This window comes from Lichenibacterium minor, from assembly GCF_004137685.1.
GTDB lineage: Bacteria > Pseudomonadota > Alphaproteobacteria > Rhizobiales > Beijerinckiaceae > Lichenihabitans > Lichenihabitans minor.
This window is the reverse complement of record NZ_QYBB01000005.1, coordinates 1-22,444: the sequence shown is the minus strand read 5'-3', so window position 1 is coordinate 22,444 and position 22,444 is coordinate 1. Positions and strand designations below refer to the sequence as shown.

The 22,444-nt window shown below is 72.3% G+C and carries 26 protein-coding genes; 19 read left to right on the top strand and 7 right to left on the bottom strand.

Features of this window, described 5'->3' with window-relative positions; all coding sequences use genetic code 11:
- Positions 1-22: 22 nt before the first annotated feature.
- The gene (gene cobS, locus D3273_RS06375; protein WP_129224668.1) at positions 23-1,000 is read right to left on the bottom strand and encodes a cobaltochelatase subunit CobS; all 978 of its coding nucleotides are present in this window, start codon (positions 998-1,000) and stop codon (positions 23-25) included.
- 129 nt (positions 1,001-1,129) lie between these two features.
- A complete protein-coding gene (locus D3273_RS06370; RefSeq protein WP_129224666.1) occupies positions 1,130-1,759 on the bottom strand; it encodes a J domain-containing protein in 630 nt (209 codons plus the stop codon).
- Positions 1,760-1,896: 137 nt separating this feature from the next.
- On the opposite strand from D3273_RS06370, the gene D3273_RS06365 reads away from it, so the two are divergent.
- The 7 genes from D3273_RS06365 to D3273_RS06335 all read left to right on the top strand — a co-directional run bounded on the left by D3273_RS06365 (position 1,897) and on the right by D3273_RS06335 (position 7,103).
- The gene (locus D3273_RS06365; RefSeq protein ID WP_129224664.1) at positions 1,897-2,175 is read left to right on the top strand and encodes a BolA family protein; all 279 of its coding nucleotides are present in this window, start codon (positions 1,897-1,899) and stop codon (positions 2,173-2,175) included.
- A 144-nt stretch (positions 2,176-2,319) separates the two neighbouring features.
- Positions 2,320-3,126 (top strand): 4-hydroxy-tetrahydrodipicolinate reductase, encoded by an 807-nt coding sequence (dapB, locus tag D3273_RS06360; protein WP_129224955.1) that lies wholly within the window; start codon positions 2,320-2,322, stop codon positions 3,124-3,126.
- Between the two features lie 22 nt (positions 3,127-3,148).
- The gene (locus D3273_RS06355) at positions 3,149-3,766 is read left to right on the top strand and encodes a 2,3-bisphosphoglycerate-dependent phosphoglycerate mutase (RefSeq protein ID WP_129224662.1); all 618 of its coding nucleotides are present in this window, start codon (positions 3,149-3,151) and stop codon (positions 3,764-3,766) included.
- Between the two features lie 102 nt (positions 3,767-3,868).
- Positions 3,869-4,930: an alkene reductase gene (locus D3273_RS06350; protein ID WP_129224660.1), complete on the top strand. Its 1,062-nt coding sequence runs from the start codon at positions 3,869-3,871 to the stop codon at positions 4,928-4,930.
- Between the two features lie 105 nt (positions 4,931-5,035).
- Entirely contained in the window at positions 5,036-5,161 is a 126-nt protein-coding gene (ykgO, locus tag D3273_RS06345; RefSeq protein ID WP_012590802.1) for a type B 50S ribosomal protein L36, read from the top strand.
- 237 nt (positions 5,162-5,398) lie between these two features.
- A complete protein-coding gene (locus tag D3273_RS06340) occupies positions 5,399-6,046 on the top strand; it encodes a tetratricopeptide repeat protein (RefSeq protein WP_129224658.1) in 648 nt (215 codons plus the stop codon).
- A gap of 40 nt (positions 6,047-6,086) precedes the next feature.
- Complete coding sequence (locus tag D3273_RS06335) at positions 6,087-7,103, top strand: alpha/beta fold hydrolase (protein ID WP_165359395.1); 1,017 nt, start codon at positions 6,087-6,089, stop codon at positions 7,101-7,103.
- 22 nt (positions 7,104-7,125) lie between these two features.
- Here D3273_RS06335 and D3273_RS06330 read toward each other — a convergent pair whose 3' ends face one another.
- Both D3273_RS06330 and D3273_RS06325 read right to left on the bottom strand, forming a co-directional pair.
- Complete coding sequence (locus tag D3273_RS06330; RefSeq protein WP_129224654.1) at positions 7,126-8,823, bottom strand: hypothetical protein; 1,698 nt, start codon at positions 8,821-8,823, stop codon at positions 7,126-7,128.
- 11 nt (positions 8,824-8,834) lie between these two features.
- Positions 8,835-9,719, bottom strand: coding sequence for an SDR family NAD(P)-dependent oxidoreductase (locus tag D3273_RS06325; protein WP_245501034.1), 885 nt, complete (start codon positions 9,717-9,719; stop codon positions 8,835-8,837).
- Positions 9,720-10,089: 370 nt separating this feature from the next.
- On the opposite strand from D3273_RS06325, the gene D3273_RS06320 reads away from it, so the two are divergent.
- Together D3273_RS06320 and D3273_RS06315 are read left to right on the top strand one after the other, a co-directional pair.
- Positions 10,090-11,199 carry an extracellular catalytic domain type 1 short-chain-length polyhydroxyalkanoate depolymerase gene (locus tag D3273_RS06320; protein ID WP_129224652.1) on the top strand — a complete coding sequence of 370 codons (1,110 nt, stop codon included), beginning with the start codon at positions 10,090-10,092 and terminating at the stop codon, positions 11,197-11,199.
- 271 nt (positions 11,200-11,470) lie between these two features.
- Positions 11,471-11,767 carry a hypothetical protein gene (locus D3273_RS06315; RefSeq protein ID WP_129224650.1) on the top strand — a complete coding sequence of 99 codons (297 nt, stop codon included), beginning with the start codon at positions 11,471-11,473 and terminating at the stop codon, positions 11,765-11,767.
- Positions 11,768-11,872: 105 nt separating this feature from the next.
- Here the strand turns inward: D3273_RS06315 and D3273_RS28115 are convergent, their stop codons facing one another.
- Positions 11,873-12,046 carry a hypothetical protein gene (locus tag D3273_RS28115; protein ID WP_165359394.1) on the bottom strand — a complete coding sequence of 58 codons (174 nt, stop codon included), beginning with the start codon at positions 12,044-12,046 and terminating at the stop codon, positions 11,873-11,875.
- A 139-nt stretch (positions 12,047-12,185) separates the two neighbouring features.
- Here D3273_RS28115 and D3273_RS06310 point away from each other — a divergent pair, with 139 nt between their 5' ends.
- From D3273_RS06310 to D3273_RS06290, 5 genes are all read left to right on the top strand, one after another.
- Positions 12,186-13,748: an ATP-binding protein gene (locus tag D3273_RS06310; RefSeq protein WP_129224648.1), complete on the top strand. Its 1,563-nt coding sequence runs from the start codon at positions 12,186-12,188 to the stop codon at positions 13,746-13,748.
- Positions 13,749-13,757: 9 nt separating this feature from the next.
- Positions 13,758-14,462: a GNAT family N-acetyltransferase gene (locus D3273_RS06305; protein WP_129224646.1), complete on the top strand. Its 705-nt coding sequence runs from the start codon at positions 13,758-13,760 to the stop codon at positions 14,460-14,462.
- A gap of 179 nt (positions 14,463-14,641) precedes the next feature.
- The gene (locus D3273_RS06300) at positions 14,642-15,211 is read left to right on the top strand and encodes a MarR family winged helix-turn-helix transcriptional regulator (protein ID WP_428977758.1); all 570 of its coding nucleotides are present in this window, start codon (positions 14,642-14,644) and stop codon (positions 15,209-15,211) included.
- Complete coding sequence (locus D3273_RS06295; RefSeq protein ID WP_129224642.1) at positions 15,208-15,936, top strand: response regulator transcription factor; 729 nt, start codon at positions 15,208-15,210, stop codon at positions 15,934-15,936. Before D3273_RS06300 ends, D3273_RS06295 begins: the two co-directional genes overlap by 4 nt.
- A 124-nt stretch (positions 15,937-16,060) precedes the next feature.
- Positions 16,061-17,371, top strand: coding sequence for an ATP-binding protein (locus D3273_RS06290; RefSeq protein ID WP_129224640.1), 1,311 nt, complete (start codon positions 16,061-16,063; stop codon positions 17,369-17,371).
- A 51-nt stretch (positions 17,372-17,422) separates the two neighbouring features.
- On the opposite strand, the gene D3273_RS06285 is transcribed toward D3273_RS06290, so the two are convergent.
- Together D3273_RS06285 and D3273_RS28725 are read right to left on the bottom strand one after the other, a co-directional pair.
- Positions 17,423-18,040 carry a DUF2939 domain-containing protein gene (locus D3273_RS06285; protein WP_129224638.1) on the bottom strand — a complete coding sequence of 206 codons (618 nt, stop codon included), beginning with the start codon at positions 18,038-18,040 and terminating at the stop codon, positions 17,423-17,425.
- A 126-nt stretch (positions 18,041-18,166) separates the two neighbouring features.
- Positions 18,167-18,406, bottom strand: coding sequence for a NepR family anti-sigma factor (locus D3273_RS28725; RefSeq protein ID WP_129224636.1), 240 nt, complete (start codon positions 18,404-18,406; stop codon positions 18,167-18,169).
- Positions 18,407-18,634: 228 nt separating this feature from the next.
- Here D3273_RS28725 and D3273_RS06275 point away from each other — a divergent pair, with 228 nt between their 5' ends.
- The 5 genes from D3273_RS06275 (at position 18,635) to D3273_RS06255 (ending at position 22,323) form a co-directional block, all read left to right on the top strand.
- Entirely contained in the window at positions 18,635-19,459 is an 825-nt protein-coding gene (locus D3273_RS06275; protein WP_129224634.1) for a response regulator, read from the top strand.
- Between the two features lie 220 nt (positions 19,460-19,679).
- Positions 19,680-20,180, top strand: coding sequence for a type III secretion system chaperone family protein (locus D3273_RS06270; protein WP_129224632.1), 501 nt, complete (start codon positions 19,680-19,682; stop codon positions 20,178-20,180).
- An 8-nt stretch (positions 20,181-20,188) separates the two neighbouring features.
- Positions 20,189-21,049, top strand: coding sequence for a pyrroline-5-carboxylate reductase (gene proC / locus D3273_RS06265; RefSeq protein WP_129224630.1), 861 nt, complete (start codon positions 20,189-20,191; stop codon positions 21,047-21,049).
- A 144-nt stretch (positions 21,050-21,193) separates the two neighbouring features.
- Positions 21,194-21,958 carry a TetR/AcrR family transcriptional regulator gene (locus D3273_RS06260; RefSeq protein ID WP_245501033.1) on the top strand — a complete coding sequence of 255 codons (765 nt, stop codon included), beginning with the start codon at positions 21,194-21,196 and terminating at the stop codon, positions 21,956-21,958.
- Entirely contained in the window at positions 21,958-22,323 is a 366-nt protein-coding gene (locus tag D3273_RS06255) for a tRNA-binding protein (protein ID WP_129224949.1), read from the top strand. Before D3273_RS06260 ends, D3273_RS06255 begins: the two co-directional genes overlap by 1 nt.
- Positions 22,324-22,444: the final 121 nt, after the last annotated feature.

Here is a 22,444-nt window from a genome sequence, read left to right as displayed (position 1 = left end):
GGCCGTCGGGCGGGGCGGCGCTTCAGCTCAGCGCGACGTTGACGGCGCTTTCCGGCAGCTCCTTGCCGAAGCTCCGCTGGTAGAACTCGGCCACCAGCGAGCGCTCCAGCTCGTCGCACTTGTTCAGGAACGTCAGGCGGAAGGCGAAGCCGATGTCGCCGAAGATGTCGGCGTTCTCGGCCCAGGTGATCACCGTGCGGGGGCTCATCACGGTCGACAGGTCGCCGGCCGTGAAGGCGTTGCGGGTGAGGTCGGCCACGCGCACCATCTTGTTGACGATGTCGCGACCCTCCTTCGATCCCTGGTAGTGGGGTGCCTTGGCCTGGACGATGTCGACCTCGCGGTCGTGCGGCAGGTAGTTCAGGGTGGTGACGATGGACCAGCGGTCCATCTGGCCCTGGTTGATCTGCTGCGTGCCGTGATACAGGCCCGACGTGTCGCCGAGCCCCACGGTGTTGGCGGTGGCGAAGAGCCGGAAGGCGGGGTGCGGCTTGATCACGCGCTTCTGGTCGAGCAGCGTGAGCCGGCCGGACAGCTCCAACACCCGCTGGATCACGAACATGACGTCGGGTCGCCCCGCGTCGTATTCGTCGAAGCACAGCGCCACATTGTTCTGCAGCGCCCAGGGCAGCATGCCGTCGCGGAATTCGGTGACCTGCTTGCCATCCTGCAGCACGATCGCGTCTTTGCCGACGAGGTCGACGCGGGACACGTGGCTGTCGAGGTTGATGCGGATGCACGGCCAGTTCAGCCGCGACGCCACCTGCTCGACGTGGCTCGACTTGCCGGTGCCGTGGTAGCCGGTGATCATCACGCGGCGGTTGCGGGCGAAGCCGGCGAGGATGGCCAGCGTGGTGTCGCGGTCGAACAGGTAGTCGGAGTCGCGGTCCGGGACGTGCTCGCCGGCCTGCGAATAGGCCGGCACGTGAAGGTCGGAGTCGATGCCGAAGACGTCCCGCACGGAGATGCGCGTGTCGGGAAGGGACTGCGTGTCTGACATGGGGTTCTGCATCGATCCTCCGGGTCCGCCCCGGGGATCGAGGCGGCGCCCGCTCCTGGGCTCTCGTGGCTGCGTCTGGCCGCGATGCGGCCGGGGTGTCTCGTCAGGCCGCGAAACGGCCGTTGTGTGTCACCGGGCCGCGCCGGCGGCCGGGGGCGACAACTTGATGGTCTTGAGGAAGTTATAGGCGCGGATGATGTCGCGCAATTTGTCCTCGTTCGACCGGTCGCCGCCGTTGGCGTCCGGATGCAATTGCTTGACCAGCTGCTTGTAGCGCGCCTTCACGGCCGCGGCATCCGCCATCTCGTCGAGACCCATGGCGGTCAACGCCTTGGTGGTGGCGATGGAATAATAGGGCCGGCGCGGCGCATCGGCGCGGCCCTGCCGGGCCCGGGCCTTGAAGATGCCGAGCGAGTCGGGATGGAGGTCGTCGGGCGCGGACGGCTCGCCGGCGGCGCGGTTGACGCCCATGTTCCAGGTCGGCCGGTGGCCGACCAGCGCTTCCTTCTGGTATTTCTGCACGGCATCGTCGCTCATGCCGCTGAAATAATCATACGTGGCGTTGTATTCCCGCACGTGGTCGATGCAGAAGCAGAAATACTGCCCTTCCCGGTCGCGGCCCTGAGGGGCGCGGTAATCGCCGGCCTCGGTGCACCCCGGGTGATCGCACGGCGTCTTCGACGGCACGGCGGCCGCCTTGCCGCTCTTGCCCGCGCTTTTGGAGCGGATGCGATCGAAATGGTGCGAGTTCAGGTTCATCACCGGCCTATTATGGGGGAGTTCGCGGGCGTCGCAAGGCGGCCCGCGGCGCATCCCTGCCCCGCCGGGGTGCCCGGCCGGGACGGCGTTCCCGTCCGGCCGACCCGGGCCCCCTTGCCTGCCGAGGAGATCGTATCATGAGCGTTAAGGACAGAATCGTGGCCGCCCTGACGCAGGGGCTGCAGCCGCAGGCGCTCGACGTCATCGACGAGTCCCACCAGCACGCCGGCCATATGGGCTCGCGCGCCGGAGGCGAGACGCATTTCCGCGTCCGCATCACCGCGGACGCCTTCGCGAACCGCAGCCGCGTCGACCGCCACCGCGCCGTCAACGCGCTGCTGGCCGACGAGCTGCGGCCGGACGGCGTCCACGCCCTCGCCATCGAGGCGCGGGCGCCGGGCGAAGCCGGGCGGTGACGCCGCGCCGCCGCGACCAGGCGCGCGCGCCGCGGCGGGGCGGCGGCCGGTAGCCTTCGGCGTTCCTAAATCCCGCGGAGCCGGCTACGAGGGGCGCCACGGGCCCGCGGGGCGGGGCAGCGGAGGAGCGAAGCGATGTCGGACATGAAGCTCGTCGTGACCGGCGCCGGCGGGCGCATGGGCCGCATGCTCGTCGCCGCCGTCCACGCCACCCCCGGCGTGGTGCTGTCCGCCGCGCTGGAGCGGGCGGGCGCGGCGGCGATCGGCGCGGACGCCGGCACGCTGGCGGGCCTCGGGCCCATCGGCGTGCCCGTCACCGAGGACGCGCTCGAAGCCTTCGTGGGCGCCGACGGCGTGCTCGACTTCACGGGCCCGGCGGCCACCACCCATTTCGCCATGCTGGCCGCCCAGGCGCGCATCGCCCATGTGGTCGGCACGACGGGGCTCGACGAGCAGGACCTGGCCAAGCTCGACGCCGCGTCCCGCCACGCGCCGATCGTGCGGTCGGGCAACATGAGCCTCGGCGTCAACCTGCTGGCCGCCCTGGTGCGCCGCGCCGCCCGCGCGCTCGGGACCGAGTGGGACATCGAGATCGTCGAAACCCACCACCGCATGAAGGTGGACGCGCCGTCCGGCACCGCGCTGCTCCTCGGCGAAGCCGCCGCCGAGGGACGGGGCGTCGGGCTCGGGCAGAGCGCCGTCCGGGGGCGCGACGGCGTCACGGGCGCGCGGGAGCCCGGCACCATCGGCTTCGCCAGCCTGCGCGGCGGCACGGTGATCGGCGACCATTCGGTGATCTTCGCCGGCGCCGGCGAGCGCATCGAGCTCGGCCACCGCGCCGAAGATCGCTCGCTCTTCGCCCGCGGGGCCGTGACGGCGGCGCTGTGGGCGCGCGGGCGCCGGCCCGGCCTTTACAGCATGGCCGACGTGCTCGACCTTTCCGATTCCTGAACCCCCGTCCCGAGGAGCCCCCATGGACCGCCTGCTCGTCCTGATCCGCCACGGCCAGTCCGACTGGAACCTGAAGAACCTGTTCACCGGCTGGAAGGACCCCGAACTGTCGCCGAAGGGCGTCGAGGAGGCCAAGGCGGCCGGGCGGGCGCTGAAGGGCGTCGGGCCCTTCGACGTGGCCTTCACCTCGGCGCTCACCCGGGCGCAGCACACCTGCAGCCTGGTCCTCGGCGAGGTCGGCCAGGACGGCCTGGAAACCATCCGCGACGAGGCCCTGAACGAGCGCGATTACGGCGACCTGTCGGGGCTCAACAAGGACGAGGCGCGCGAACGGTGGGGCGCCGACCAGGTCCACACCTGGCGCCGCTCCTACGCGGTGAACCCGCCCGGCGGCGAAAGCCTGCGCGACACCGTCGCGCGCGCCCTGCCCTTCTACAACCAAAGGATCCTGCCCCGCGTGCTCGGCGGCCAGCGGGTGCTGGTGGCGGCGCACGGCAACTCGCTGCGCTCGCTCATCATGGTCCTCGACGGCCTGTCGCCCGACGGCATCGTCGGCGTGGAGCTCGAAACCGGCGTGCCGATCGTGTACCGGCTCAAGGCGGATTCCACGGTGGACAGCAAGGAGGTCCTCAAGCCTTGACGCCACGTCAGGTCTGCCATGCCGACGCGGGCGCCGCCTGATCTGGTATCGCTCCGTGCGGGTGGCGGGTGACCCTTCGCCCCCGCCACGGGAGCACCGCACTTGGCCGACCTCTTCGAACCGCTCACCCTCGGCGACCTCACGCTGCCGAACCGCATCTTCATGGCGCCGCTCACGCGGTGCCGCGCGGACGGCGGCGGGCGCGTGCCCAACGCCCTCATGGCGGAATACTACCGCCAGCGCGCCAGCGCCGGCCTCATCCTGAGCGAGGCCACCAGCGTCACCGACGAGGGCGTGGGCTACCCAGACACGCCCGGCATCTGGTCGGACGAGCAGGTGGAGGGCTGGAAGCTCGTCACCGACGCCGTCCACGCGGCGGGCGGGCACATCTTCATGCAGCTCTGGCACGTCGGCCGCATCTCGGACCCGAGCTACCTCGGCGGCCGCCTGCCGGTGGCGCCGAGCGCCATCAAGCCCGCCGGCCACGTCAGCCTCGTCCGTCCCACGAAGGACTACGAAACGCCGCGCGCCCTGGAGATCACGGAGATCCCCGGCATCGTGTCCGCCTACCGGCGCGGCGCCGAGAACGCCAAGCGCGCGGGCTTCGACGGGGTCGAGGTCCACGGCGCGAACGGCTACCTGCTCGACCAGTTCCTGCAGGACAAGACCAACCGCCGCGAGGACGACTACGGCGGCCCGGTCGAGAACCGCGCCCGCCTGATGCTGGAAGTCACGGACGCCTGCATCGCGGTCTGGGGCGCGTCGCGCGTCGGCATGCATCTCGCCCCCCGGCGCGACGCCCACGACATGGGGGATTCCGACCCCGAGGGCACCTTCGGCTACGTGGCGCGCGCGCTCGCCGACCGGAAGATCGGCTTCATCTGCTCGCGCGAGAAGGTCGGCGACGACAGCCTCGCGGCCCACATCAAGCGCGAGTTCGGCGGCCTCTACGTCGAGAACGAGCTGTTCTCTAAGGCCGACGCCGTGCGGGTGCTGGAGAACAACGAGGCCGACGCCGTGGCGTTCGGCAAGCTGTACATCGCCAACCCGGACCTCGTGCGCCGCTTCCGCGAGGACGCGCCGCTGAACGCGCCGCGGCCGGAGCTGTTCTACGCGCCGGGCCCCGAAGGCTACACCGACTATCCGTCGCTCGACGCCGCGTGACCGACGGCGCGACGGGAAGGGGTTGATCGCGGGCGCCCGATGGGGCATAGGACGCTCCGACGCGGCGGGCCTTCCCGCCGCCTTTCTTTTTGATCGGGTGCAGTGATGAAGGTCCGCAATTCCTTGAAGTCGCTCCGCGGACGTCACCGCGACAACCAGCTCGTGCGCCGCAAGGGCCGGGTCTACATCATCAACAAGACGCAGAAGCGCTACAAGGCCCGCCAGGGCTGAACGCCGCCGTCCGCGTGAAAAGCCCCGGGACCCAGTCCCGGGGCTTTTGTCGTCGGGTCCTGCTTTGACGGGGTGCCGAGGCGCCGCTATCCTGCGGCCATGCGGAACCGTCCATCCTGCGCCGCCGCCCTGGCGGCGCTCGCTTTCTTCGGGGTGCCTCTGCACGGGGCCATTCCGGCCGCCTCCGCGGCGACCAGCCTCGACGGCGTGCCGCCCGATGGCGAACCCCGATCGCCCGTGCCCCTGCCCTTCTTCCATCGCAGCCCCGACGGCGTCGACCCGTTTCCGGGCTTCCCGGGCCTGAAGGGGCCCGCCGTGCCGCTCCGCCCCGGCCCCGACGGGTCGCGCGCCGACCAGCCCGCCGCCGACGCACCGCCGGCACCGCCGCCGAAACCCCCGACCCGCGCCGAAACGCTCGACCGCCTGATGGACCGGCTCGCCAAGGCCCAGGATCCCGACGAGGCCACGGGGATCGCCGCGCTGGTCGAGCGCCTGTGGCTCGACTCCGGCTCCGATACGGCGGACCTCCTCATGACGCGGGCGGTGGCCGCCATGGGCGACAAGCGCGAGGACGTCGCCGCGGCCCTGCTCGACAAGCTCATCGAGCTCAGGCCCGGCTGGGCCGAGGCCTGGAACAAGCGCGCCACGCTGCGCTTCCTCGACGGCGACGACGCGGGCGCGATGGAGGACATCAGCCACGTCCTGGCGCTGGAGCCGCGCCACTTCGGGGCGCTGAGCGGCATGGGCTTCATCCTGGCGCGGCACGGCGAGGAGGCCGCGGCGCTCCGGGCCCTGCGCCGCGCCCTGTCGGTCTATCCGGGGAACGCCGACGTGAGGAAAGCGGTCGACAAGCTGGCCCCCTCGGTGGAAGGACGGGATCTTTGACGGCTGGGGGAGCGGGCGGCGGGCGCGGGACCGCGGAGGCTTGAGGTACGCCTGGGGATCGGCCGCGGGCGTCGCCGTGCTGGTGGCGGCCCTGGCGCTCGGCGGCTGGCTCTACACGCTGTGGCAGACCGGCGTCATCTCGCGCCGCTTTCCGCCGGGCGGGGCCTTCGTGGAAATCGGCGGCGGCGCCCGGCTCCACTACACCGAGCGGACACCGCAGGGCCGGCCGCGCGGCACCGTGGTGCTGCTGCACGGCGCCAGCGGCAACCAGGCCGACATGATGGTGCCCCTGGGCGCCCCGCTCGCCGAGCGGGGGTTCCGCGTGCTGGCCTTCGACCGTCCGGGCCACGGATGGAGCGACCGGCCCGACGGCGAGGAGGGCGACGCGTCGCCCGCCCGGCAGGCCGCGCTCATCGCCGACGGGCTGCACCGCCTGGGGGTGGCGGATGCGGTGGTGGTGGGGCACAGCTGGAGCGGCGCCCTGGCGGCGGTCTTCGCGCTCGACCATCGCGACGTCACCGGGGGCGTCGTGCTGCTGTCGCCGGTCGTCTACCCCTGGCCGACCGGCATCGAATGGTACTACGCCCCGGCGGCGTCGCGCTGGCTCGGGCCGGCCTTCACCCACATCGTCACGCTCCCCGTCGGGCAACTCCTGTTGCCGGCCGGCATCGCGTCCGTCTTCGCCCCCGAGCCCGTGCCGCCGCGTTTCGCCGAGCGGACGGGCGTGGAACTGGTGCTGCGGCCGGACGAGTTCGAAAACAACGCCACCGACGTGTTCCACCTCCATGCCTTCGTGACGGGGCTCGGGCCGCGGCTGCCGGACATCGCCATCCCGACCGCGATCGTGGCGGGCGACAGCGACACGATCGCGCCGGCCTTTTTCCACGGCGAGCGCATGGCCCGCGAATTGCCGGGCGCCACGATCGCGCTGCTGAAGGGGCGCGGGCACTCGCCGCAATGGTCGGACCCGGACGTCGTCGTCGCGGCGATCGGCTCCGTGGCCGACCGCATGGGCCTGAAGGGCACCGTGGCCCCGTCGCCGGTGGCGGCGCAGTGACCCGCCGCCCGGCGTCGGACCGTCATTCGATCGCGGCGGTCCCCAGCGGGCACAGGGCGCCGTCGGCCAGTTCGGCATAGGCCTGCAAGGCGCTCCCCGGCCCCCCCGTGCCGTAGGCGGACCACAGGCGGGACGGCCGGGACGGCAGGGAAGCCGAGCCGAAGCCGACGACCGTGCCGGTGCCGTCCGTCACCACGATGCGACGCGGGGCGCCGCGGGTGCCACCGTCCCGCGCCGTCCCGTCGAGCCTGACGCCGCCCGGGCCGAGCGCCGGATCGGCGCGGGCCGCGACGGTCCCCTCGCAGGCGTCCCGCGGGGCGATCCGCCCGAGCGTCGCCACCGGCTGGCCGAGCGCCGCGACGGTCGGATCCGCGAAGGCAGCGAGGCGGTGCTGGCGCAGGAAGGGGACCACCGGGCGGATGTCGTCCCACGGCGTGGTCTCGTAGACGCCCGCGGCGGCGCCGTCGTAGAGGCCGGAAACGAGGCTGTCCGACACGCGGCGCAACGCGGCCGAGCGCTCCGCCAGCGCCGGCCAGGCCGTCGCTTCGGCGGCGAGCGCCGCGACGGCGAGCAGCGCCACCAGCGCGCCCAGCGCGAAGGCGCCGGCCGGGCGGCGGCCCGGGCGGACCGCGACGGGAAACCAGAACAGCACCAGCGCGCACCAGAACAGCAGCGACGGCGTGGCATAGCGGCTTTCCGAAGCCTGTTCGACGCCGAGCGCGATGCGGCCGTAGGCGGTCGCGGCGGCGCTCGCCAGCACGAAGCCCGCGAGGATCAGGAGCTTGAGGCTGGCGGGGTCGCGCGCCGCGCCGTCGCGGACCCGCCACGCCGCACCCGCCGCGAGGGCCAGCCCCACCGACCCCAGGGCGGTGGCGGCCGGGCTCCCGAGGTCAAGGGGATTGCCGAGATAGGCGGCGACGTAGACGGCGTAGGGCAGCGGGTGCGTCAGGGCCTGCGACAGCGGCTGCCCGTCGCCGCCGGGCGCGTATCCGTGGACGAACAGCGCCGCGAGGCTGACGGAGGCCGCCGCCGTGGCGGCCGAAACCCACCACGGGGCGCGCCGCAACACGGCCGCGACGGCCAGGACGGGCCCCACCAGCAGGCCGTTGGCCATGGTGTAGGTCGACACCGCGCAACCGAGCGCCGCCAGGGCGAAGAAGGGTGCGCTGCCCCGGCGCGCGTCCCGCAGGCGATCGAGCGCGGCGACGTAGGCCGAGCCCGCCAGCGCCGCAGCGGTGAAGACGCCGACGAACTGGAGCTGGAAACCGTTGGTGAAGTTCTGCTCCTGCCGCAGCGTGAAGAGCAGCACCACCACGAGCCCCGCCAGCAGGGCCCGATGGGCGGCCCGAGCGACGAGGCACCTCATCCAGGCGATCAGCAGGGCGGCGTTGACGGCCTGGAGGACCAGGGTCACGGTGGCGTCGAGGACGCCCGAAAACCCGAACAGCACCTCGTCGGCGAAGAAGAACAGCCGCGGAAACAGGAGCCTGTGCTCGTTGTGCTGCGCGGCGAGGTCGGCGATCCCGTAGCCGCCCTCGGCGAAGTGGCGGAAATGCGCGATCGTGTACCACTCGTCCCAGTAGGGCAGCGGCACGTGGAGGCGGTACACCGCCGCGACCGTGACGGCGGCCGTGCCGGCCGCCCCCGCGCAGAGCAGAGCGGCGGCGGCAGCGGGCCAGGCCGCCCCCACGCGCCGCGGCAGCCCCGGCCGGACCCGCACGGCCGCGGCGCTCAGCCGGCCATGTGACGCGCGAAGGCGTCCTTGAAATCCGGGTGCCAGCGCGACAGGGCCGGGCGGTTCTCGATCACGTCGCCCATGGCCCAGGCCATGCGCTTCTCGTCGGTGGCGCGATCGACATCGTTGTCGGGGCACAGGATGTAGAAGTCGCCGCTCGCCATGGCGTCGAGCATGAAGGCGACGACCTGCTCGGCCGTCCAGGCCGCGGCGGGCTTCTCGGACGCGTTGGTCAGGCCCGTGAAGGTGAAACCGGGGATGAGCAGGTGTGCCGTCACGGCGCAGTTCGGCGTTTCCCGCAGCTCGTAGGCGGTGGCCTCGGTGAAGGCCTTCACGCCCGCCTTGCTGACGTTGTAGGCGGCATTGCCGGGCGGCGTGGTGATGCCCTGCTTCGAGCCCGTGTTGACGATGGCGGCGGGCTTGCCGGCCTCCAACAAAGCCGGCGCGAAGGCCTGCACGCCGTTGATGACGCCCCACAGGTTGGTGGCCAGCAGCCGCTGCCAGTCGCCGTAGGCGTCCCACGGCTTGCCGACGGGGCTGATGGCCGCGTTGTTCATCAGCACCGCCACGTCGCCGAAGGCCTCGTAGGCGGTCTCCTTCAGGACGCGCATGTCGTCCATGCGGCCCACGTCGGTGGGCACGGCGCGCACCGCCGCCGACGGATCCGTCGCCCCCGCGGCCGACGCCGCCATCATCACCGCGGCGCGCGCGGCGTCGAGGGCGTCGCCGGCGAGGTCGGCCAGCACGACGTTGAGGCCGAGCGACGCGAACCGCTTGCCGGCCGCGAGGCCGATGCCGCTGGCGCCGCCCGTGACGACGGCGGTGCGGCCGGGGGCGATGGCGGGATGGTGCTGCATGGTGGGCTCCTCGAAGGTCGACATCGCTTCGTCCTCGGTTTGCGAAGCGGCCCGCGCCGCGTCAAGGGCCGCGTCGCCCGGCGGGGACGGGCGGCGGCGGGCACGGATCCTTCAAGCTTCGCGCCCAGGATGGCGTCGCGCAGGGGCTCGTCGGGCGCGGGGCAGCCCCGACCGCGGCGCGGGACGGGCAACCACCTTCCGATCGGTGCATTGCAATATGGACGTTGCATATCCATTGTGCAGCGCAACAAAAGCCGCGGCGGCCATCGCCGTGGAAGGGGGCGGCGTCGCGTCGCCCTCGACAGACGGGCCGCTCCAGGTCCGCATCACCGGGACGGCCGGCGGGCCGCGCCCCGCCTCCCTCCGTCGCGACGGACCAGCAGGACACGACGCCATGACGCAGCTGTTTCGAGCCGGGATGATCGGCGCCTCCAGGATGCCGCGGGCCGGCCGCGGCGGCGACGCGGGGACCTTCGTCCAGCGGACCCTCAAGGGCGACACCGCCGACGTGGTTCCCCGCCGCCCGCCCCCGTCGAGCCTCTTCGACGGCATGATGTCGGACTTCCAGGACGCCTTCGACAGCTTCCAATATTTCAACCCGTTCACGGTCGCCCAGCCCGTGCCGGCCGCGGCGGCACGCGGGACCTTCACGGAGGTGCCCTTCGCCGACGGGGCCGGCCGGCGCGCCTACAAGCTCTACGTGCCGGCTTGCGCCGAGGCGGGCGTCGCCCTGCCGCTGGTCGTCATGCTGCACGGCTGCACCCAGTCCCCCGACGACTTCGCGGCCGGCACCCGCATGAACGACTGGGCGGAGCGCGACGGCTTCCTCGTCTGCTACCCGGCGCAGACGTCCGCCGCCAACGGGCAAAGGTGCTGGAACTGGTTCAAGGGGACCGACCAGAAGCGGGACAGCGGCGAGCCGGCGCTGATCGCCGGCATCACGCGCGACGTGATGGCGCGCCGGCTGGTCGACCCCGCCCGCGTCTACGTGGCCGGCCTGTCCGCCGGCGGCGCGCTCGCCGCCACGATGGGACAGCGCTACCCGGACCTTTACGCCGCCGTGGGGGTGCATTCGGGCCTGGCCTGCGGCGCCGCCCACGACGTCAACTCCGCCTTCGCGGCGATGCGCGCCGGCGCGGGCCCGCATGTGTCCGACACCGGCGCGGCGGCGGTGCCCGCCATCGTGTTCCACGGCGACCGGGACTCCACCGTGCATCCCGTCAACGCCGACGAGGTCGCCGCCCAGGCCGTCCGGGCCGCGGCGGTCGACACCACCAGCGAGGACGGCGCCGTGCCCGGCGGGCGGGCGTACCGCCGGACGCGCCGCGTCGACGCCGCGGGGCGGACCGTCGTCGAGCAATGGATCGTCCACGGTTCCGGCCACGCCTGGTCGGGCGGCAGCACCGCGGGATCCTACACCGACCCGCAGGGGCCGGATGCGTCGGGCGAGATGCTGCGCTTCTTCGCCGAACACGTCGGCGTGGCGCCGCTCGCCTCGTCTTGAAGCCGCGGACCCACAAGTCACCGCGGCGTGATGTCGCAAAAAGCGTCCCCGGGGAACTGTGCTTCATCGGTGGTTCGTCGCCCGCCGGGGCGGACTATTCTCCCGCGATCTGCATTTGACCTATCCCATGTGAATGCCGTCCGCCGCTGCCCTTGCTCCTATGCGGTCAGCGGGGCGGCCTCGTCGCGGCCCCGCGTCGCCGCGGGCGCGGCAGGCTGCGCGGCCCCGGCCGGATCAGGCCCGGCGGCCGCGATGGACGAGGGTAGGATCGATGCCGACCTGTGAGAAAACGAGGCGCCACTTCACCGAAGCGGCGCGGGAAGCCGCCGCCCTGGCGCGGCAACGCAAGCGGGACCACAAGACGCAGTTTCCCGAGGAGCATCAGCTCGTGATGGTGGTGGTGCGGGCCGCCGACCGTCCCCGGGGCTTCGCGTGGCAGATCCGCCGGTTCGGCCACATGGAACCCGTGGCGCAGAGCGCCGACACGTTCGTCGACCCCGCCGATGCGGGGCGCTCGGGCCAAGCGGTGCTCGACGGCATGCGGGGCCGGCTCGCCGCCGCGGAGTGACGCGACCGCGGATCGCTGGAACACCGGAGTGGGCCGCCGCCGGGGTGGAACCGAGCTCCGCGTCGCGGAGCGATGGACCGCAGGCCGCCCTTGACCGGTCCGCCGTCAGCCGTCGGAAACCTCGGACGGGCGGACGCGCCGCACCTCGATCTCCTCGGCGGCGACGAGCGACAGAACGAGCAGCACCGAGAAGCCGATCGCCAGCATGGATGGCGACGCCTGCAGGGACAGGTGGGGGACGAGGCCGGCGGGCACGAAGCCGGCTGGGATGAAGCTCATGGGCGCGATCTCCTGGCCACGAGAGTGCGACGGGGATCTGAACGAACCCTTGCCGTCGGCCCGCCCCACCGCTGAAGCGTTGGGGATGCCCGGCTCCGCCCCCTGCCCCGCGGCCCCGTTTCGCGCTAGGGTGGGACCGATGAAGATCGAAATCGACATGGGGGCCACGGCCGCGTCGGGCGCCGTCCCCGGACCCGCCATGCTCGACCTCGAGGAGCTGCTGGCCACGCGCCTCCTCGTCCAGGGCAATTCCGGCTCGGGCAAGTCGCACCTTCTGCGCCGCCTGCTGGAACAGAGCGCCCCCCACGTGCAACAGGTCGTGATCGACCCCGAGGGCGACTTCGTGGGCCTGGCCGAGCGCTTCGGCCACGTCGTGGTCGACGGCGACAGATCCGTGGCCGAGCTCGAAACCATCGCGGCGCGGGTGCGCCAGCATCGCATCTCCGCCGTGCTGACGCTGGAGAAGCTCGACGCCGAGATGCAGATGCGCGCCGCCGCGGTCTTCCTCAACGCGCTGTTCGACGCCGACCGCGACCACTGGTTCCCGGCGCTGATCATCGTCGACGAGGCCCAGCTCTTCGCCCCCGCGGTGTCGGGCGACGTCAGCGAGGAAGCGCGCAAGCTGTCCCTCGGCGCCATGACGAACCTCATGTGCCGCGGGCGGAAGCGCGGCCTCGCCGGCGTCATCGCGACGCAGCGCCTGGCCAAGCTCGCTAAGAACGTCGCGGCCGAAGCCACCAACTTCCTCATGGGCCGCACCTTCCTCGACATCGACATGGCGCGCGCCGCGGACCTGCTCGGGCTCGAGCGCCGGCAGGCGGAAGTGTTCCGCGAGCTGCAGCGCGGCCATTTCGTGGCGCTCGGCCCCGCCCTGTCGCGCCGCCCGCTGCCCATCAGGGTCGGCAGCGTCGAAACGGCGCCGCGCGGCGGCACCCCGAAGCTGACGCCCCTGCCCGAGCCCGCGGGCGCCGACGCCCGGGACCTCATCCTGGCCCCCGTGCCCCTGGGACCGGCGCGCGCCAGCGCGGCGGAGCGCCGCGCCGCCGCGCCGCCGGCGCCCTCCGTCAACCAGCTCCTGGAGGAGATCGTGCGCAACCGGCCGACCGCGGTGCCGGCCGAGGAAGCGCCGGCCCTGCCGCCGGAGGAACGCGAACGGGCGTTGAGGGCGATCGCCCGCGAGATCATGGCGGACCCGGACAGCTTCTTCCGGCCCGAGCCGGTGCTGTTCGGCGATTTTCAGGTGCGGTGCCGCATCGGCAAGGTCGGCGCGGTGGCGCCGGCGGAGTTCCGGCTCCACATCAACGCCGCGCGATCCGGGCTCGACCCCGAACTCGCCTCGGGTGCCGACTGGGACCGGGCGCTCGGCGTCGCCCGCGCGATCCCCGACGACCTGCAGGCCGTCTACCTCATCGTCGCCGCGGCGGCTTTGGCGGGCGCTCCCTGCCCGTCCGACAGCGAGGTGGCGCGGCGCTGCGGCATGCATTCGGCCGGCCGGGCCCGCTCGCGCGTCAAGCACCTCGACAAGGGCGACCTCGTGGTCACGCGCTCCGACATGTCCGGCAACCGCGTCGCCGCCGTGCCCGAGCTGGGATGGGAAACGGCGCCCGGCGACCCGAACGCCCCCGCGCGGATACCCGACGAAGCGCCCCGACCGGAAACTCTCGACCTTTTCGGCACGCCCGAGCGCTCCGCGGCCGAGTAGGACCACGCCATGACGGAAACCCGCCCGACCGACCGTCCCAAAGGCCCCCCGGTCGACCCTGCGCCCGCGCCCCGACCCGAGCGGAAGGTGCTCGACGGGCGCTTCGTGCGGCTGGAGCCGCTCGACGCCGCCCGCCACGGCCCGGCACTGTGGCGAAGCGTCGCCGGCGCCGACGCGGTCTGGGACTACCTGTTCGACGGGCCCTACGCCGATGAAGCCGGCTTGGCCGCCGACCTCGCCGCCAAGGCGGCCTCGTCCGATCCCCTGTTCTGGGCCATCGTCGACGCGGCGTCGGGACACGCCGTGGGCTATGCCGCGCTGATGCGGCAGGAGCCGGCCCATCGGGCGATCGAGGTCGGCAACGTCCTGTTCACGCCGGCGCTGCAGCGGCGGCCGGCCGCCACGGAAGCCATGGCGCTGCTCGCCGGATACGTGTTCGACGGCCTCGGCTACCGCCGCTACGAGTGGAAATGCAACGCGCTGAACGCGCCGTCCCGCGCCGCCGCTGAGCGGCTCGGCTTCACCTTCGAGGGCGTGTTCCGCCAGCACATGATCGTGAAGGGCCGAAGCCGCGACACGGCCTGGTACGCGATGACGGACCGGGACTGGCCGGCGGCGCGGCGCGCCTTCGACCTGTGGCTGGCGCCGGACAATTTCGACGAGAACGGGCGGCAGCGCCGCGGGTTGGCGGCGCTGCGGACGCCGGCCCCCTGACGGCTGGCGCATCGCGGATCAGCCTGCAGCTCCCGCGCGACGGGTTCCCGATCGCGCTCCGTGCGGCCGGGCGCCGGGCCGCCCGGGCCGGCGCGTCGCCGCGGCGGCGCTTGACGAGCGACCCCCGGCCTGAAATCTGACAAGCATGCTGACACAGTCTGCCGCGCGGGGGCCGTCCCTTGGCTGAGCCGAAGGTCGTGGGACAAGTGCCGTCGGGCGCGGCGGTGGCCGCGCCGCCGCCGCTGTACGACCTGATCGAGCTCTTCTTCTTCGCTTATCGCGATTTCACCGCCGACGCCGACCGGCAGCTCGCGGGGCTCGGCTTCGGGCGCGCGCACCATCGCGTGCTCCATTTCGTCGACCGCCATCCCGGCCTCACGGTCGCGTCGCTGCTCGACATCCTCAAGATCACCAAGCAGAGCCTGAACCGCGTCATGAAGGACTTGACCGACGGCGCCTTCATCGAAGTGCGGACGGGCACGAGCGACCGCCGACGCCGCACGCTCCACGTCACCCCGACGGGGGGCCGGCTCGCCGTCGACCTCGCCTATCTCCATTCCGCCCGGTTCGAGCGGGCCTTGTCGCCCCTGCCTCCCGAAGTGCGGCGCCAAGCGGTGGAGTTCCTGCTCGGCATGATCGATGCCGGCGAGCGCGACCGCGTGGTCGACCTCGTGTTCGGCGAGCCGGCGCTTCCCGCCGCCGAGGCGGCGGTCCGGCGGGACGACGCGTCGCGGGAGCACGCCGCGTGAACGGCGCTTCCCTCGACGAGCGCCCGGCGCCGCTGGCGGACGACGCCGCCCACCTCCTCCTGGTCGACGACGACCGGCGCATCCGCGAACTGCTGTCGCGCGTGCTCGGCAAGAACGGCTACCGCGTGACCCTGGCCGCCACGGCCGCCGAAGCGCGGGGGCACCTGCGCTCGCTCGCCTTCGACCTGCTGATCCTCGACGTGATGATGCCGGGTGAGACGGGCGTGGATTTCGCCGCCGACGTGCGGCGCACGTCCGAAGTGCCGATCCTGATGCTCACCGCGCTCGACGGGGCCGACGACCGCGTGCGCGGGCTCGAAGCGGGGGCGGACGACTATCTCGCCAAGCCCTACGAGCCGCGCGAGCTGCTGCTGCGCATCGCCTCCATCCTGCGCCGCGCCGCGCCCCGCGCGCCGAAGCCGGACGGCGTGGCGCGCTTCGGGCCCTTCGCCTTCCATCCCGAGCGCGGCGAGTTGCGCCAGGGCGACGAGCCGATCCGCATCACCGAGCGCGAGCGCGACATGCTGTGCCTGCTCAGCTCGGCCGCCGGCGCCACGGTGTCGCGCGAGGAGTTGGCGGGGCTCGCCGCAGCCGAAGGCGGCAACGAGCGCACGGTGGACGTCCAGGTCAACCGGCTGCGGCGCAAGATCGAGAGCGACCCCGCCAACCCCGCCTACCTCCAGACCGTGAGAGGGCTCGGCTATCGCCTCCTCCTCGATCCGTGACCTGACGGCCGCTCGCTTCTCGGACGGGGACGCGGCGCCGACCGCTCCCGCCCCGGAAGCCGCCCCCGCTTCGCCGACCCCGGCCGGCGCCGCGCGGGGGCGCCGCCGCTGGGGCTTCCGCGTGATGCGCGCCGTCGCCGACGCCCTGCCGAAGCGGCTCTATTCCCGCGCGCTGCTGATCCTCATCGTGCCGATGCTGCTGCTGCAGTGCGTGATGAGCTACTTCTTCCTGGAGCGGCACTGGCAGTCGGTGACGTTTCGCCTCAGCCAGGCGCTGGTGCAGGACGTCGCCGCCACCATCGACCTGTACCGCGCCCTGCCGGCCGGCGAGGGCACGGAAGCCCTGGAGCGCATCGCGTCGAACCGGCTCGGGCTCGACATCGACTTCCTGCCGCCCCAGCCCCTGCCGCCGGCGCTGCCGAAGCCCTTCCTTCAGCTCCTCGACCGTTCGCTGTCGGGCGAGATCCGCAAGCAGGTCGGCCTGCCGTTCTGGATCGACACGGTGGGGCGCTCGAACTTCATCGAGATCCGCATCCAGCTCGACACCGCGGTGCTGCGCGTCATCGCGCGGCGCTCGGCCGCCTACGCGTCGAACTCCTACATCTTCATCCTGTGGATGGTGGGCACCTCGGCGGTGCTGATCATCGTGGCCACGGCCTTCCTGCGCAATCAGATCCGCCCGATCCTGCGGCTCGCCATCGCGGCCGAGAACCTCGGCAAGGGCCGCCTCATCGAATACCGGCCCAACGGCGCCACGGAAGTGCGCCGGGCGGGCTACGCCTTCCTGGAGATGCGGCGGCGCATCGAGCGCGCCGTGGAACAGCGCACCACCATGCTGAACGGCGTCAGCCACGACCTCAGGACCGTGCTGACGCGCTTCAAGCTCAGCCTCGAACTCTTCGACGACGGGCCGGACGCGGAAGCCATGCACCGCGACATCGACGAGATGGGGCGCATGCTCGAAGCCTACCTCGCTTTCGCGCGGGGGGACGCCGGCGAAACCTCCGTGATGATGGACATGCGGGCCCTGCTCGAGGAGCTCCGCTCGGATGCCGAGCGCCACGGCCACGCCACGGGCATCGCCGTCACGGGCGAAACGGGGGTGATCGTGCGGCCGGACAGCTTCAAGCGCTGCCTCGCCAACCTCGTCGGCAATGCCGGGCGCTACGGGAACAGGATCGAGATCGTGGCGCGGCGCGACGACCGCTTCTTCACCGTCCACGTCGACGACGACGGGCCGGGCATCCCGGCCGACAAGCGGGAAGACGTGTTCCGCCCCTTCTTCCGCCTGGACCCCGCGCGCAACCAGGACCAGGGCGGCACGGGGCTCGGCCTCGCCATCGCGCGCGACATCGCACGCTCGCACGGCGGCGACATCCAGCTCAGCGAGAGTCCCCTGGGCGGGCTTCGCGCGACGGTGCGCGTGCCGGTCTAGACCTCCACCCGCAGAAGCCCGTTCACGCCGCAACGGGGCCGGGCCGGGCCGTCACAGCGCCGCCGGCGGCTCGTTGGCGAGGATCGAGCGCGCCATCTGCTCGAGGACGGGGGTCGGCAGGTCGAGCCCACCGAGCTTCCAGGTGAGGCCCACGAGGTGCATGTGGACGCCGTAAAGGTCGTCGGGTCCGTGGCCTCCGTCGACCGGGATGACGAAGTCCTTGAGCTGGTCGAAGTAGGATCCCGTCACGGCGGACAGGAGGTGCTCGTCGAGCAGCCGCGAAAACTCGGGCAGGTCGGCCTTCACCGCCACCGGGCGGCCGTCGAGGGTCACCTGGTTCACGTGCCCGCTGGACAGCAGCGCCATGACGTTGTCGGGCGTGAGGAGCTGCGCCACGTAGGGGTCGGCCACCGTGGTCACGGCCGCGCCCGCGAGGCTTCGGCCGAAGGCGCCCATCTTCTTGCCCTTGCCGGACACGTCGAGATAGGCGCCGGCGATCTGCCGGGCGAGGGAGCGCCGCAAGCTGTCAACGTCGACGCGATCGAACACCTGGCCGGCATCGCCGCCCCGCGCCGTGCTGGCGAGCTGTGCCGCGCCCGCGAGAGGCCAGGCCCAGTAGGCCGCACCCAGCACGACGACCGCGCCGACGATCCACAACCAACGCCGCATCGGGCCACCCTCCTGAACGAGGACGGTTCCCTGGGCGACCGGTGTGGAGGAAACAAGGCTGGTGGGGCGAAAGCTTCCCGCCGTGCGGCTTTCGCCGGCCGTCCGCTCCGCCCGTCGGGCCAGGGCTCAGCCCTGGCCCGCGCCCTCTTCGAGTTGCTTCATCAGGGCGAGGAAGCGATCGGGGATCGGCTGCTTGACCACGTCGTCGTAGACGGCCCGCAGCTGGCGGCCGATGTAGGCCTGGACGTCGGTGACGCCCGGCCGGGCAGCGTCCTCGGACCCCGAAGTCTCGCCGCCAGCGTCAGCCGATCCGCTCGTGTCCTGCTTCGACGGCATGGCGCGTTCGTTCTCTTCTTCTGGGTTCATCGTCGATTCACTCGCCCCGGCCCACTCTAGTTCCACGGCTTGCGGTCCAGCAGGCCGGGGATTAATCTCCGGACAACCGCATGGGGGTATCACCCGAGGGTCCGCAACGGCCGTCGCGGTTCGAGAACGCCGCGGTAAAATTAATGTTCCAGCTCCCGAAACTATTTTCGGATTCGCGCGTTTTCCTGCGCAGCGCTGTGCGCTTCGCGACGTTGGACTGAGGTTAGAATGTCGATTTCACAGGCGATCGCTCCGCACCTGCCGCAGCTGCGGCGCTTCGCGCGGGCCCTGACGGGAAGCCAGAAGGGTGGCGATGCCTACGTGGTCGAGACGCTCGAAGCCATCGTGGCGGACCCGAGCAACCTCGATGCCGGCGCCGACGTGCGCTGCAGCCTGTACAAGCTGTTCCTGAACCTGTGGCGCTCGGTGTCGGTCAACACCGTGACGGACGGCTCCGCGTCGTCGACCGACGAGGTCGGCACCGTCCGGCGCCTCGAAGCCATCTCCATCATGCCGCGCGTGGCCCTGCTCCTGACCGCGCTCGAAGGCTTCGACATCGGTGAAGTGGCACGAACCATCGACTGCTCCGTCGACGATGCCCGCGCCCTGCTGGAATCCGCCAATTCCGAGATCGCCGCGCAGATCTCGACCGACGTCCTCATCATCGAGGACGAACCGTTGATCGCCCTCGACCTGCAGAACGTCGTCGAAGACCTCGGCCACAAGGTGGTCGACGTGGCCCGCACGCACCGCGAAGCCTTGAAGGCGGTGCAGCACCACCAGCCCGGCCTGATCCTCGCCGACATCCAGCTCGCCGACGGCTCGTCGGGCCTCGAAGCCGTGAACGAGATCCTGGGCGCCTTCGAAGTGCCGGTGATCTTCATCACTGCCTATCCCGAGCGCTTCCTCACCGGCGCGCCGCCCGAGCCGGCCTTCCTGATCGCCAAGCCCTTCTCGGTGGAAACGCTGCGCGCGGTCATCAGCCAGGTGCTGTTCTTTGACCGCAAGTCACACCGCCGGGGCGGCGGCGTTTCGGCCTCCGCCCGGGCCTGACCTTCTCCACAAGCTGCATCATTTATCCGCAGGGATGTCGGGGTGCCGCGGGGCGCCCCAGGTTCTTTCGGGTGGACCCGGAGTCTATAGTTGGGACGAGGGTGATTCGCCCGCGCCTGCCCGCCGGCATTCGGTGGGCCGCCGCGGTCGGACGGAAGGGGAGAGTGCGGGGCAAGGTCCCGGCGCCATCCTCGGTGCCCAAAGAACGATGAGTCCCCGCATGTCGCTTCTCCCCTTCGAACCTTCCCGCGACGAACATCCCGTCGACGTCGTGGAACGGCTCGCGTCGTCACGCGAATGGTCGTTCGACCGCGAGGACGAGGACGAAATCTCCATCTCGGTCGAGGGCAAGGCGGCCGACTACCACGTCGCTTTCACGTGGCTGTCGGACCTCGAAGCGCTCCACGTCGGCTGCGCCTTCGACCTGAAGGTGCCGGAGCGCCGCCGCGTCGAGATCCAGTCGCTCGTGGCGATGATCAACGAACAGCTGTGGATCGGCCACTTCGACCTGTGGAGCAAGGAGCACGTGGTGATGTTCCGCCATTCGCTGCTGATATCGGGCGGCGCCGACCCGGACGGTCGCCAGTGCGAAGCCATCCTGACCATGGCCGTGTCGGCTTGCGACCGCTATTTTCAGGCTTTTCAGTTCGTGCTCTGGGCCGGCAAGTCCGCCCGCGAAGCCCTCGACGGCGCCATGTTCGAAACGCAGGGCGAAGCGTGAGCGCGGACATGGACAGCGCGGACGTGGCCGGCGCGAACGTGGCCCACGTGGGCACGGGTGACGCCGACGACACCATCCTGCTCGTCGGCGCGGGCCGCATGGGCGGCGCGATGCTCGATGGCTGGCTGGCGCGGGGCGTGGCCGGATCGCGCATCGCCGTGCTCGACACCCAGCCTTCCGACGCGCTTCTCCGATCGTGCCGCCAACACGGCGTCGCGCTGAACCCGCCCGTCGCGCACCCCGTGAATACGCTGCTGCTGGCCGTAAAGCCTCAGGGGCTCGACGCCGCGGCGCCCGGGATCGAGCCCTGGGCGGGCCCGAACACCGCCGTCGTGTCGATCCTGGCAGGGCGCACCCTGGCCGACCTCGCGGCGAAGTTCCCGCGCGCGGCGGGCTGCGTCCGCGCCATGCCGAACCTGCCGGCCTCCGTCGGCCGCGGCGCCACGGGGATCGCCGGCGACGGCCGGTTGCCGGAACCCGCCCTGACGCGCGTCGAGCGCTGGCTCGGCGCCGTGGGGCTCGTCGAGCGCCTGGACCACGAGGACCAGATCGACGTCGTGACGGCGATCTCGGGTTCGGGGCCCGCCTACGTGTTCCTGCTCGCCGAAGCGCTGGCCGAGGCCGGCGTGCGACTCGGGCTCCCCCCCGACCTCGCGGCCCGGCTCGGCCGCGCGACGGTCGAGGGCGCCGGCGAGATGATGCACCGCCACGCCGACCTCGCGCCCGCGGCGCTGCGGCAGAACGTGACGTCGCCGGGCGGCACCACGGCGGCGGCGCTCGCCGTGCTGATGGCGGACGGCGCGCTCGCCGACCTCCTGGCCGCGGCAGCCGGGGCGGCCCACCGCCGCGCGCGGGAGCTCGCCGGCTGAAGCCTGGGGGGCGTCGCGCGCTTTCGCCGCCGTTCGCGCCTTTGGCCCCGGCGTGTCGCCACCCCAGATGGGTGGGAGGACCCCGTCGCCGTCCGGTGCGTTTGCGCCCGTGACGGCCCGAGACGGGCGATGAGGAGAGGCAGCATGACCCCCGACGAGCGCAGCGACGACGTCGCCGGCCCCGACATCACCCCGAAGCCCGCCGGGCCCGCGCCGTCGACCAAGGACCGGATCATCGAGGCGCTGATGGAGCTGTCGGCCGAGCGGGAATGGGACGACTTCGGCCTGACCGACGTCGCCACCCGCGCCGGCGTGTCCCTGTCGGAGTTCCGCGACGCGTTCCCGTCGAAGGGCGCCGTTCTGGCGGGCTTCGCCCGCAAGATCGACCACATCGTCCTGAAGCAGGAGAACCAGGTGCTCGCCGACGAGGCGCCGCGCGAGCGCGTGTTCGACGTGCTGATGCGGCGGCTCGACGCCATGGCGCCCTACAAGCTCGGCCTCCAGGGCATCATGGAACACGTGCGGCGCGATCCGCTGACGGCGGCGGCGCTGAACGGCGTGGTGGTGAACTCGATGCGCTTCATGCTGGCCGCCGCGGGCGTGGACGTCGACGGCAAGATGGCGGGCTTCAAGCTGCAGGGCATGGCCTTGTCCTGGGGCCGGGTGCTCGACGCGTGGTTCGCCGACGAGGATCCCGGCCAGGCCCGGACCATGGCGGCGCTGGACCGCGAGCTGACCAAGGGCGAGACCTGGGTGGCGCGGCTCGACGACCTCGACCGCCTCGTATCGCCCCTGCGCATCATGGGCCGCGCCATGATGGACGCGCGCCGACGGTCGCGCGACCGTCGCCCCGACGCCGCGACGCGCGCGAGCGACATCGACGGGGTCGACGCCGAGACGGCGCTCTGATCGGCGGGTCCGGCCCCGAGCCGGTCGCGGCGGTCGCCGCTTTCGACGATTTCCGCCGCATCGACGTGCGCGTCGGCACGGTGGTGAAGGCCGATCCCTTCCCGGACGCGCGCAAGCCCGCCATCAAGCTCGTCATCGACTTCGGGCCGGAGATCGGCCGCAAGACGTCCTCGGCGCAGATCACGCGGCATTACGACCCGGCCGGCCTCGTCGGCCGGCAGGTCTGTGCCGTCGTGAACTTCGAACCGCGGCAGATCGGGCCCTTCATGTCCGAGGTGCTCACCCTCGGCCTGCCGGACGCCGACGGCGAGGTGGTCCTGGCCGTGCCGACCCGCGCGGTCCCGAACGGCGGCCGCCTGTTCTGACGCCGCCCCGGATCCCCCGATCCGCGGGCCGGCCGCCTCCGGGGGCGGCCCCGCCGGTCCGGCGCCTCGCCTTGACGGTGTCGGCGCGGACCCGATACAGGGTCGCGTGGCATCGGCCCGG